The sequence below is a fragment of the Nocardioides cavernaquae genome, assembly GCF_003600895.1.
Taxonomy (GTDB): Bacteria; Actinomycetota; Actinomycetes; order Propionibacteriales; family Nocardioidaceae; genus Nocardioides; species Nocardioides cavernaquae.
On the sequence record NZ_QYRP01000001.1, the window covers coordinates 1 to 11,963 of the forward strand.

At 69.9% G+C, this 11,963-nt stretch carries 9 protein-coding genes and 3 pseudogenes; 6 read left to right on the top strand and 6 right to left on the bottom strand.

Going from position 1 to position 11,963, the window contains the following annotated elements; genetic code table 11:
* Together D4739_RS17280 and D4739_RS17285 are read right to left on the bottom strand one after the other, a co-directional pair.
* Positions 1-153 (bottom strand): transporter substrate-binding protein (locus D4739_RS17280; protein ID WP_274380453.1); only part of this gene is annotated, 153 nt, incomplete at its 3' end.
* Positions 154-358: 205 nt separating this feature from the next.
* Positions 359-574: pseudogene (locus D4739_RS17285) on the bottom strand (ABC transporter substrate-binding protein); the annotation flags it as partial.
* A gap of 41 nt (positions 575-615) precedes the next feature.
* Here D4739_RS17285 and D4739_RS00010 point away from each other — a divergent pair.
* Both D4739_RS00010 and D4739_RS00015 read left to right on the top strand, forming a co-directional pair.
* Positions 616-1,083 carry a MarR family winged helix-turn-helix transcriptional regulator gene (locus D4739_RS00010; protein ID WP_120058502.1) on the top strand — a complete coding sequence of 156 codons (468 nt, stop codon included), beginning with the start codon at positions 616-618 and terminating at the stop codon, positions 1,081-1,083.
* A gap of 150 nt (positions 1,084-1,233) precedes the next feature.
* A complete protein-coding gene (locus D4739_RS00015; protein WP_238473435.1) occupies positions 1,234-2,148 on the top strand; it encodes a zinc-binding dehydrogenase in 915 nt (304 codons plus the stop codon).
* On the opposite strand, the gene D4739_RS00020 is transcribed toward D4739_RS00015, so the two are convergent.
* Positions 2,100-4,901 (bottom strand): DEAD/DEAH box helicase, encoded by a 2,802-nt coding sequence (locus D4739_RS00020; protein ID WP_120058504.1) that lies wholly within the window; start codon positions 4,899-4,901, stop codon positions 2,100-2,102. The genes D4739_RS00015 and D4739_RS00020 overlap by 49 nt on opposite strands.
* A 25-nt stretch (positions 4,902-4,926) precedes the next feature.
* Entirely contained in the window at positions 4,927-5,763 is an 837-nt protein-coding gene (gene tatC / locus D4739_RS00025; RefSeq protein ID WP_238473436.1) for a twin-arginine translocase subunit TatC, read from the bottom strand.
* A gap of 114 nt (positions 5,764-5,877) precedes the next feature.
* Here tatC (D4739_RS00025) and tatC (D4739_RS00030) point away from each other — a divergent pair, with 114 nt between their 5' ends.
* Together tatC (D4739_RS00030) and D4739_RS17440 are read left to right on the top strand one after the other, a co-directional pair.
* Complete coding sequence (gene tatC, locus D4739_RS00030) at positions 5,878-6,714, top strand: twin-arginine translocase subunit TatC (RefSeq protein ID WP_238473436.1); 837 nt, start codon at positions 5,878-5,880, stop codon at positions 6,712-6,714.
* 115 nt (positions 6,715-6,829) lie between these two features.
* A pseudogene (locus D4739_RS17440) lies at positions 6,830-9,535 on the top strand (DEAD/DEAH box helicase).
* Here D4739_RS17440 and D4739_RS00040 read toward each other — a convergent pair.
* On the bottom strand, positions 9,487-10,500 hold the full coding sequence (locus D4739_RS00040; protein ID WP_120058509.1) for a zinc-binding dehydrogenase: 1,014 nt from the start codon (positions 10,498-10,500) through the stop codon (positions 9,487-9,489). The pseudogene D4739_RS17440 and the gene D4739_RS00040 sit on opposite strands and share 49 nt — an antisense overlap.
* Positions 10,501-10,552: 52 nt before the next feature.
* Entirely contained in the window at positions 10,553-11,020 is a 468-nt protein-coding gene (locus D4739_RS00045; RefSeq protein ID WP_120058502.1) for a MarR family winged helix-turn-helix transcriptional regulator, read from the bottom strand.
* Positions 11,021-11,124: 104 nt separating this feature from the next.
* On the opposite strand from D4739_RS00045, the pseudogene D4739_RS17380 reads away from it, so the two are divergent.
* Positions 11,125-11,253: pseudogene (locus D4739_RS17380) on the top strand (ABC transporter substrate-binding protein); the annotation flags it as partial.
* A gap of 65 nt (positions 11,254-11,318) precedes the next feature.
* Positions 11,319-11,963, top strand: a 645-nt coding sequence (locus D4739_RS00050) for an ABC transporter substrate-binding protein (RefSeq protein ID WP_338016248.1), incomplete at its 3' end; no start/stop codon positions are given.

The following is an 11,963-nucleotide window of genomic DNA, read 5'->3' on the forward strand; positions in this document are numbered from 1 at the left end:
GAAGTCAGTCGTGCCCAGCGGGACGTAGGTCTCGCTGACGATGGACGAGGCACTGTCCTGGAGCGCGATGCGTGCCGTCGCGCCGGTCACCCGAGGGAAGACGTAGTCGTTGCCGACGATCGCCCAGCGGCCGGTGCCGAGTTCCTCGCGCATCCAGTGCGCCGCCGGAGGAGCTGGTTGATCGGACGCTCGCCGAGCATGAAGACGCCGCGCGTGTCGTCGCGGCCCTCGTGCATCGCAGCGAAGGCGTAGAGCACTCGGCCGCCGACGCGCTGGGTGATGGCCTGACGCACCGCGGAGATGTGCCAGCCGCCACGGCCTCCACCCGACCGCTGTCGACGAGCGTGCCAACCTCCGCAGCGACGACCTCAGGCGCGCGGCCACCGTCGACGACGATCAGCTCGACCTGGCGTCCCCCGATGCCGTCCACTGCATTGAGCTGCTCGACCGCGAGCTCGCCACAGGCGAGGCACGACGGACCGTAGATCCCGGTCGGACCCTGCAACGGCACCACGAAGGCGATCGCGACGGTCTCCCGCACGCGATCCGTCAGGGGTGCGGCTCCAGTGGGCACCGTTACCTCCGATTTGACCGTTGGCCACCTAGGATAGGCGCATGACCGACGTCAGCACCGGCGCTCTGCCGCAGAGTGACGCAGTCGACGCGCGCCCGGCCGCCGGTCTGACCTTGCTCCTCAAGCACGCCGAGCAGGTCGTCAAGCAGCGCCTCCAGCCGCTGCTCGACGAGGTCGACCTGACCCTCGACCACTGGCGGATCATGTCCGTGCTGCTCGTGCAGCCCGGCCTGACGATGACGACGATCGCGGATTCGGCCGTCGTGCCCGCCGCGACGCTGACGCGCCTGGTCGACCGTCTCGCCGAGCAGGCGATCATCGTGCGGCGCATCGACGCGGCCGACAAGCGTCGCGCCGTCGTGGCCCTCTCCCCACGCGGTCAGACCCTCGCACGTCGGCTTCGTGCTGCCGAGCAGTCGGTGGAGGTCGATCTGGTCTCCGCCGTCGGCACCGATCGGTCGGGCGCGCTGATGCGTGACCTGGCGGTCCTCCCCCACGTCGCGGGCTGAGCACGCCGCGGCGTTTGACTTCAAGTCCGCTTGAACATTCAGGCTCGTGGTCATGCGAGCGATCCAACTCCACGCCTTCGGCGATCCTGACCGCCTTGTCCTCGACGACCTGCCCGACCTGAGCCCGGACCCGACCAGGTCCGGATCGCGGTGGAGTCGAGCGGAGTGCACCTCCTCGACACCAGCCTGCGCCGCGGCGAGACCGGGCCCCTCCCGCTTCCGGAGCTGCCGACGGTGCCGGGTCGTGAGGTCGCCGGCACCGTCGATGCAGTCGGTGACGCGGTCGATCCGGAGTGGCTGGGCAGGCGCGTCGTCGCGCACCTGGGTCCCGTTCCCGGCGGCTACGCGCAGCAGGCGGTGACCTCGCTCGCGAACCTGATCCCGGTTCCCGCCGGGCTCACCCTGGACGAGGCCGTTGGCCTCGTCGGCACGGGGCGAACCGCGGAGGGCATCCTGGAGCAGGCGGGTCTCTCCGCCGAGGACACCGTCCTGATCCCTGCGGCGGCGGGCGGTCTCGGGTGGCTCCTCACCCAGGCCGCACTCACGGCCGGCGCGACGGTGATCGCCGCCGCAGGCGGGCCGGAGAAGGTACGCCGCCTACGCGAGCTCGGCGCGCAGGCCGTCGACTACCACGAGCCGGACTGGGCCGCGGCGATCGGCCGCGCTGCCACGGTCGTGCTGGACGGGGTGGGTGGCGCCATCGGCCGTCGGGCGATGCACCAGCTCGCCCCGGGCGGCCGGATGCTGATGTTCGGCTACTCCTCGGGCACGCCGACCGAGGTCACGACGGCAGACCTGATCGCCCTCAACATCTCCGCGGGGTGGAACCTCGGGCCGCGGATGTTCGCCCGCCCGGGAGGCATCCGCGGGCTGGCCGAGCAGGCACTGGCGAGGGGCGCTCGTGGCGAATGGCGACCGCTCATCTCGGCGTACCCGCTCGAGGAGGCGGCGCGGGCCCACCGCGACCTGGAGGAACGGCGGACTGTCGGGAAGGTGGTGCTCCGGTCCTCGCCCGGTCAGTCCTCACCCAGCGTGGAGAACGCCACGACCCCGCGGCGCATCTGATCGGAGGCCGCACGGGCGACGTTGCGCAGCGGGGTGCCGGCGGCGGCCGAGGCGATCTGGTCGGTGAGGTCGAGCAGCTGCTTGATCCAGCGCACGAAGTCACCGGCCGCCTGACCGGTCTGCCGGAGCACGTCGTCCAGGTCGTCGCCCTCGGCCCACCGATAGGCAGCCCAGGCGAAGCCCATGTCGGGCTCGCGCAGGAACTCGAGCCCGTTCTCCTTCTCCAGCACGTCCAGCTGGGCCCACAGGTGCACCATCTCGGCGACGACCTGCTTCACCTTGTCCCCGGGCAGGCGAGGCACGGCCTGGTCGTCCGCGCGACGGCCCTCGAAGACGAGGACGGAGAGCACCGCGGCGAGCTCGGGCGGGGTGAGGTCGTCCCAGAGCCCGGCGCGCAGCGACTCTGCAGCGAGCAGGTCCATGTCGGTGTGGATCCGCATCAGCTGGCGGCCCTGGTCGGTGACCGTGGTGGTGTCCTCGTCGTCGAGCGAGAGGTAGTCCAGGCTGATCAGCACGTCGCACACCCGGTCGAACTGTCGCGCGATCGTGTTGGTGCGGGACTCGATCCGGCGCTGGAGCGTTGCGGAGTCGCGCTGCAGCTTGAACCAGCGCTCTGCCCACCGGGCGTGGTCCTCGCGGTCCGGGCAGTTGTGGCACGGGTGCTCGCGCAGCTGGCGCCGGAGCCGGTCGGCCTCGGTGAGCTCGGCCCGCGCCTCCTGCTCGCGGGCGGCCACCGACGGCCCGCGACCGGTCGGGGGCGGCGGGGTCAGGCCGTGGGTCTTCTCGCGCAGCGCGTTGACGACGTCGCGACGCATCTGCGGGTTCCGCCCGCTGAAGCCGCGCGGGATCCGCACGCTCCCGAGCGCCTTCACCGGGGTGCCGAAGTCCATCATGGCGAGCCTGCGGGCCTGACGATCGGCGGTCACGACGTAGGGACGGGGGCCCTCGGGGGTGATGCCCGGCTCGATGACGACCGCGAAGCCGGAGTACTTGCCGTTCGGCACCATGATGATGTCGCCCGGCCTCAGCTTCTCCAGCGACGCCGCTGCTTCGCTGCGACGGTCGTTGCGCCGGTCCCGCGCACCCGCCTTCTCGGCGTCGGAGATCCGGCGCCGCAACGCGGCGTACTCCATGAAGTCCCCGAGGTGGCACGTTGCGGCCTCGACGTAGCCGTCGAGCGCGTCCTCCGCCTTCTTGTGCTGGCGGGCCAGGCCGACGACTGCGCGGTCCGCCTGGAACTGTGCGAACGACGACTCGAGGAGCTCGCGGGCGGTGGCCCGCCCGAACTGCTGGACCAGGTTGACGGCCATGTTGTAGCTGGGCCGGAACGACGATCGCAGCGGGTAGGTGCGCTTCGACGCGAGGCCGGCCAGCTCCTTGGGGTTGGTCCCCTGCTGCCAGAGCACGACGCCGTGGCCCTCGACATCGAGACCACGACGGCCGGCGCGACCGGTGAGCTGGGTGTACTCCCCCGGGGTGATGTCGGCGTGGGTCTCGCCGTTCCACTTGGTCAGCTTCTCGATGACGACGGTGCGCGCGGGCATGTTGATGCCGAGGGCCAGGGTCTCGGTCGCGAAGACGGCCTTGCAGAGACCGCGCTGGAAGAGCTCCTCGACGCATTCCTTGAACGTCGGCAACATGCCGGCGTGGTGCGACGCGACACCGCGGGTGAGGCCGTCGAGGAACCCGTCGTAGCCGAGCACCTGCAGGTCGTCCGGAGGAAGGTGGCGCACCTTGGACTCCACGTAGGCGAAGATCTCGTCGCGCTCGTCCGCGGTGGTGAGCCGCAGGTTGGACTCAAGGCACTGGGTGACCGCGGCGTCGCAGCCGACACGGCTGAAGATGAAGACGATGGCTGGCAGGAGGTTGTCGCGCTGGAGGCGCTCGATGACGTCCACCCGGCTGGGCGTCCAGACGCGGCGGCCGTTGCCCACGTTCTTCTGGCCGGGCTTGCGCTTGTCGCGGGGACTACGCCGGTCACTGGTGCGCCCTGATGCCCAGTCGTCACGGGCCACCCGGAGCAGCTGCGGGTTGACCGGCGCTCCTTCGCGCACGAAGCCGGCCTTGGCATCGGCGTCGGAGTCGGCGAAGAGGTCGTGCATCTGCTTGCCGACGATCACGTGCTGGAAGAGCGGGACCGGTCGACGCTCCTCGACGATCGTGGTGATCTCGCCGCGGACCGTCTCGAGCCAGTCGCCGAACTCCTCCGCGTTGGAGACAGTCGCGCTGAGCGAGACGAGAGCGACCGACTCGGGCAGATGGATGATCACTTCCTCCCAGACCGCGCCACGCATGCGGTCGGCGAGGTAGTGGACCTCGTCCATGACGACGTAGCCGAGACCCGTGAGCGTCCGGGACCCGGCGTACAGCATGTTGCGGAGGACCTCGGTCGTCATGACGACGATGGGAGCGTCGCCGTTGACCGAGTTGTCGCCGGTGAGCAGCCCGACCTGCTCCGGCCCGTAGCGCTGGACCAGGTCGTGGAACTTCTGGTTGGACAGCGCCTTGATGGGCGCGGTGTAGAACGCCTTGCGCCCCTGGCTGAGGGCCAGGTGGATGGCGAACTCGCCCACGATGGTCTTGCCGGAGCCGGTTGGCGCGGCAACGAGTACGCCGCGTCCCTGCTCGAGCTCGTGGCAGGCGCGGACCTGGAAGTCGTCCAGCGGGAAGTCGTAGAGCTCGGCGAACTCCGCGAAGACCGGGAACTCCTGGCGCTGGCGGAAGGCGGTGTTCTGCTCTGAAGGTGTGCCCACACCCAGACCCTAGTCGGGGTGTGGGTCAGATGGCCGACGCCTCGTCGGGCGAGAGCCCGGCATAAGGATCGCGCGCTGCCCGGCGCCGGTCGTTGAACCGCGCGATCCCCTCGGAAAGCAGGAAGAGCAGCACCATCGGCACCGCGAGCGCGGTCATGGTGAACGGGTCGGTCGACGGGGTGGCAAGAGCCGCAAAGACGAAGACGCCGATGACCATCCACGCCCTGTGCTTCCCGAGCGACTCCCCCTTGACCACTCCGGCCAGGTTGAGCAGGACCACGAAGACCGGGATCTCGAACGCGATGCCAAAGACCAGCAGTGTCCGGCTGAAGAACGAGAGGTACTCGTTGAAGTCGACCAGGTTGGTGAAGTTGTCCGGGGTGAACCCGATCAGGACCTCGAGGCCCTTCGGGAGCGTCAGGTAGCCGAGCAGGACGCCGAGCAGGAAGAGCGGACCCGCGATGACGACGAAGATCGCCGTCCACTTCTTCTCCCGGCGATGCAGGCCCGGGAGGACGAACGCCCAGAACTGGTAGAGCCACAGCGGTGCGGTGAGCACGCTCGTGGCGAGCGCGGAGAGCTTGAGGTAGACCATCAGGGGCGCACCTGCGCCCTGGATGATCGGCTCGGTGGTGCCTTCCGGCAGCACCTTCTGCGCCTGCTCGTAGGGACCGAAGACGAGGTCGAGCAGCTGGTCGTGGAAGACCAGCGAGACGGCGAACCCGACGAGCCAGATCAGCGCGATCTTGACGATGCGCGCACGAAACTCACGGAAGTGGTCCGAGAGCGCCATCCGTCCGTCGGGTCCGACGGGGTGCGCGGGCGCGCCAGAGAGGAGCCGGATCAGGCCGGACCCGAACACGAGGGGAATACCTCAGCTGGCGTCGGTGGGCTGTCGCCGTCGACGACGCTCCACCGTCGAGGGTGAGGTCGTCGACGGCGACAAGCCCACCGACGCCAGCTGAGGTATTCCCTCGTGTTCGGGTCCGGCCTGATCCGGCTCCTCTCTGGCGCGCCCGCGCACCCCGTCGGACCCGACGGACGGATGGCGCTCTCGGACCACTTCCGTGAGTTTCGTGCGCGCATCGTCAAGATCGCGCTGATCTGGCTCGTCGGGTTCGCCGTCTCGCTGGTCTTCCACGACCAGCTGCTCGACCTCGTCTTCGGTCCCTACGAGCAGGCGCAGAAGGTGCTGCCGGAAGGCACCACCGAGCCGATCATCCAGGGCGCAGGTGCGCCCCTGATGGTCTACCTCAAGCTCTCCGCGCTCGCCACGAGCGTGCTCACCGCACCGCTGTGGCTCTACCAGTTCTGGGCGTTCGTCCTCCCGGGCCTGCATCGCCGGGAGAAGAAGTGGACGGCGATCTTCGTCGTCATCGCGGGTCCGCTCTTCCTGCTCGGCGTCCTGCTCGGCTACCTGACGCTCCCGAAGGGCCTCGAGGTCCTGATCGGGTTCACCCCGGACAACTTCACCAACCTGGTCGACTTCAACGAGTACCTCTCGTTCTTCAGCCGGACACTGCTGGTCTTTGGCATCGCGTTCGAGATCCCGGTCTTCGTGGTCCTGCTCAACCTGGCCGGAGTGGTCAAGGGGGAGTCGCTCGGGAAGCACAGGGCGTGGATGGTCATCGGCGTCTTCGTCTTTGCGGCTCTTGCCACCCCGTCGACCGACCCGTTCACCATGACCGCGCTCGCGGTGCCGATGGTGCTGCTCTTCCTGCTTTCCGAGGGGATCGCGCGGTTCAACGACCGGCGCCGGGCAGCGCGCGATCCTTATGCCGGGCTCTCGCCCGACGAGGCGTCGGCCATCTGACCCACACCCCGACTAGGGTCTGGGTGTGGGCACACCTTCAGAGCAGAACACCGCCTTCCGCCAGCGCCAGGAGTTCCCGGTCTTCGCGGAGTTCGCCGAGCTCTACGACTTCCCGCTGGACGACTTCCAGGTCCGCGCCTGCCACGAGCTCGAGCAGGGACGCGGCGTACTCGTTGCCGCGCCAACCGGCTCCGGCAAGACCATCGTGGGCGAGTTCGCCATCCACCTGGCCCTCAGCCAGGGGCGCAAGGCGTTCTACACCGCGCCCATCAAGGCGCTGTCCAACCAGAAGTTCCACGACCTGGTCCAGCGCTACGGGCCGGAGCAGGTCGGGCTGCTCACCGGCGACAACTCGGTCAACGGCGACGCTCCCATCGTCGTCATGACGACCGAGGTCCTCCGCAACATGCTGTACGCCGGGTCCCGGACGCTCACGGGTCTCGGCTACGTCGTCATGGACGAGGTCCACTACCTCGCCGACCGCATGCGTGGCGCGGTCTGGGAGGAAGTGATCATCCATCTGCCCGAGTCGGTCGCTCTCGTCTCGCTCAGCGCGACTGTCTCCAACGCGGAGGAGTTCGGCGACTGGCTCGAGACGGTCCGCGGCGAGATCACCACGATCGTCGAGGAGCGTCGACCGGTCCCGCTCTTCCAGCACGTGATCGTCGGCAAGCAGATGCACGACCTCTTCGCCGACTCCGACGCCGATGCCAAGGCCGGCTTCGTGCGCGAAGGAGCGCCGGTCAACCCGCAGCTGCTCCGGGTGGCCCGTGACGACTGGGCATCAGGGCGCACCAGTGACCGGCGTAGTCCCCGCGACAAGCGCAAGCCCGGCCAGAAGAACGTGGGCAACGGCCGCCGCGTCTGGACGCCCAGCCGGGTGGACGTCATCGAGCGCCTCCAGCGCGACAACCTCCTGCCAGCCATCGTCTTCATCTTCAGCCGTGTCGGCTGCGACGCCGCGGTCACCCAGTGCCTTGAGTCCAACCTGCGGCTCACCACCGCGGACGAGCGCGACGAGATCTTCGCCTACGTGGAGTCCAAGGTGCGCCACCTTCCTCCGGACGACCTGCAGGTGCTCGGCTACGACGGGTTCCTCGACGGCCTCACCCGCGGTGTCGCGTCGCACCACGCCGGCATGTTGCCGACGTTCAAGGAATGCGTCGAGGAGCTCTTCCAGCGCGGTCTCTGCAAGGCCGTCTTCGCGACCGAGACCCTGGCCCTCGGCATCAACATGCCCGCGCGCACCGTCGTCATCGAGAAGCTGACCAAGTGGAACGGCGAGACCCACGCCGACATCACCCCGGGGGAGTACACCCAGCTCACCGGTCGCGCCGGCCGTCGTGGTCTCGATGTCGAGGGCCACGGCGTCGTGCTCTGGCAGCAGGGGACCAACCCCAAGGAGCTGGCCGGCCTCGCGTCGAAGCGCACCTACCCGCTGCGATCGTCGTTCCGGCCCAGCTACAACATGGCCGTCAACCTGGTCCAGCAGTTCGGGCGGGCCACCGCCCGCGAGCTCCTCGAGTCGTCGTTCGCACAGTTCCAGGCGGACCGCGCAGTCGTCGGCCTGGCCCGCCAGCACAAGAAGGCGGAGGACGCGCTCGACGGCTACGTCGAGGCCGCAACGTGCCACCTCGGGGACTTCATGGAGTACGCCGCGTTGCGGCGCCGGATCTCCGACGCCGAGAAGGCGGGTGCGCGGGACCGGCGCAACGACCGTCGCAGCGAAGCAGCGGCGTCGCTGGAGAAGCTGAGCCGGGCGACATCATCATGGTGCCGAACGGCAAGTACTCCGGCTTCGCGGTCGTCATCGAGCCGGGCATCACCCCCGAGGGCCCCCGTCCCTACGTCGTGACCGCCGATCGTCAGGCCCGCAGGCTCGCCATGATGGACTTCGGCACCCCGGTGAAGGCGCTCGGGAGCGTGCGGATCCCGCGCGGCTTCAGCGGGCGGAACCCGCAGATGCGTCGCGACGTCGTCAACGCGCTGCGCGAGAAGACCCACGGCCTGACCCCCGCCCCCGACCGGTCGCGGGCCGTCGGTGGCCGCCCGCGAGCAGGGGCGGGGCCGAGCTCACCGAGGCCGACCGGCTCCGGCGCCAGCTGCGCGAGCACCCGTGCCACAACTGCCCGGACCGCGAGGACCACGCCCGGTGGGCAGAGCGCTGGTTCAAGCTGCAGCGCGACTCCGCAACGCTCCAGCGCCGGATCGAGTCCCGCACCAACACGATCGCGCGACAGTTCGACCGGGTGTGCGACGTGCTGATCAGCCTGGACTACCTCTCGCTCGACGACGAGGACACCACCACGGTCACCGACCAGGGCCGCCAGCTGATGCGGATCCACACCGACATGGACCTGCTCGCTGCAGAGTCGCTGCGCGCCGGGCTCTGGGACGACCTCACCCCGCCCGAGCTCGCCGCGGTGCTCTCCGTCCTCGTCTTCGAGGGCCGTCGCGCGGACGACCAGGCCGTGCCTCGCCTGCCCGGGGACAAGGTGAAGCAGGTCGTCGCCGAGATGGTGCACCTGTGGGCCCAGCTGGACGTGCTGGAGAAGGAGAACGGGCTCGAGTTCCTGCGCGAGCCCGACATGGGCTTCGCCTGGGCTGCCTATCGGTGGGCCGAGGCGACGACCTGGACGACGTGCTCCGGCAGACCGGTCAGGCGGCCGGTGACTTCGTGCGCTGGATCAAGCAGCTGCTCGACCTCACCGACCAGATCGCCTCGGCCGCCGCCGGCACCCCGCTGCGCAACGTCGCCCGTGCGGCCTCCGATCAGATGCGCCGCGGGGTCGTGGCGTTCTCCACGCTGGGTGAGGACTGACCGGGCGAGGACCGGAGCACCACCTTCCCGACAGTCCGCCGTTCCTCCAGGTCGCGGTGGGCCCGCGCCGCCTCCTCGAGCGGGTACGCCGAGATGAGCGGTCGCCATTCGCCACGAGCGCCCCTCGCCAGTGCCTGCTCGGCCAGCCCGCGGATGCCTCCCGGGCGGGCGAACATCCGCGGCCCGAGGTTCCACCCCGCGGAGATGTTGAGGGCGATCAGGTCTGCCGTCGTGACCTCGGTCGGCGTGCCCGAGGAGTAGCCGAACATCAGCATCCGGCCGCCCGGGGCGAGCTGGTGCATCGCCCGACGGCCGATGGCGCCACCCACCCCGTCCAGCACGACCGTGGCAGCGCGGCCGATCGCCGCGGCCCAGTCCGGCTCGTGGTAGTCGACGGCCTGCGCGCCGAGCTCGCGTAGGCGGCGTACCTTCTCCGGCCCGCCTGCGGCGGCGATCACCGTCGCGCCGGCCGTGAGTGCGGCCTGGGTGAGGAGCCACCCGAGACCGCCCGCCGCCGCAGGGATCAGGACGGTGTCCTCGGCGGAGAGACCCGCCTGCTCCAGGATGCCCTCCGCGGTTCGCCCCGTGCCGACGAGGCCAACGGCCTCGTCCAGGGTGAGCCCGGCGGGAACCGGGATCAGGTTCGCGAGCGAGGTCACCGCCTGCTGCGCGTAGCCGCCGGGAACGGGACCCAGGTGCGCGACGACGCGCCTGCCCAGCCACTCCGGATCGACCGCGTCACCGACTGCATCGACGGTGCCGGCGACCTCACGACCCGGCACCGTCGGCAGCTCCGGAAGCGGGAGGGGCCCGGTCTCGCCGCGGCGCAGGCTGGTGTCGAGGAGGTGCACTCCGCTCGACTCCACCGCGATCCGGACCTGGTCGGGTCCGGGGCTCAGGTCGGGCAGGTCGTCGAGGACAAGGCGGTCAGGATCGCCGAAGGCGTGGAGTTGGATCGCTCGCATGACCACGAGCCTGAATGTTCAAGCGGACTTGAAGTCAAACGCCGCGGCGTGCTCAGCCCGCGACGTGGGGGAGGACCGCCAGGTCACGCATCAGCGCGCCCGACCGATCGGTGCCGACGGCGGAGACCAGATCGACCTCCACCGACTGCTCGGCAGCACGAAGCCGACGTGCGAGGGTCTGACCGCGTGGGGAGAGGGCCACGACGGCGCGACGCTTGTCGGCCGCGTCGATGCGCCGCACGATGATCGCCTGCTCGGCGAGACGGTCGACCAGGCGCGTCAGCGTCGCGGCGGGCACGACGGCCGAATCCGCGATCGTCGTCATCGTCAGGCCGGGCTGCACGAGCAGCACGGACATGATCCGCCAGTGGTCGAGGGTCAGGTCGACCTCGTCGAGCAGCGGCTGGAGGCGCTGCTTGACGACCTGCTCGGCGTGCTTGAGGAGCAAGGTCAGACCGGCGGCCGGGCGCGCGTCGACTGCGTCACTCTGCGGCAGAGCGCCGGTGCTGACGTCGGTCATGCGCCTATCCTAGGTGGCCAACGGTCAAATCGGAGGTAACGGTGCCCACTGGAGCCGCACCCCTGACGGATCGCGTGCGGGAGACCGTCGCGATCGCCTTCGTGGTGCCGTTGCAGGGTCCGACCGGGATCTACGGTCCGTCGTGCCTCGCCTGTGGCGAGCTCGCGGTCGAGCAGCTCAATGCAGTGGACGGCATCGGGGGACGCCAGGTCGAGCTGATCGTCGTCGACGGTGGCCGCGCGCCTGAGGTCGTCGCTGCGGAGGTTGGCACGCTCGTCGACAGCGGTCGGGTGGAGCCGTGGCGGGCTGGCACATCTCCGCGGTGCGTCAGGCCATCACCCAGCGCGTCGGCGGCCGAGTGCTCTACGCCTTCGCTGCGATGCACGAGGGCCGCGACGACACGCGCGGCGTCTTCATGCTCGGCGAGCGTCCGATCAACCAGCTCCTCCCGGCGGCGCACTGGATGCGCGAGGAACTCGGCACCGGCCGCTGGGCGATCGTCGGCAACGACTACGTCTTCCCTCGGGTGACCGGCGCGACGGCACGCATCGCGCTCCAGGACAGTGCCTCGTCCATCGTCAGCGAGACCTACGTCCCGCTGGGCACGACTGACTTCGGCGCCGTCCTGCGAGATCTCGAGGGTGGTGACGTCGATGGCGTGATGATGCTCCTGATGGGGCAGGACGCCGTCCACTTCAACCGCCAGTTCGCACGTTTCGGGCTCGATGACCGACTCACGCGGCTGAGCCCCGCCGTCGAGGAGAACACCCTCCTCGCTGGCGGCCCCGCTGCCCACAACGGTCTCTACGCGGCGGCGGCCTACTTCGATGGGCTCGACACCGCGGAGGGCAATGAGCTGGCGAGCGCCTACTACGCGCGGTTCGGGCGCTGGGCGCCTGTGCTCAACGCGGTCGGGGAGTCCTGCTACGAAGCCATCCTCTTC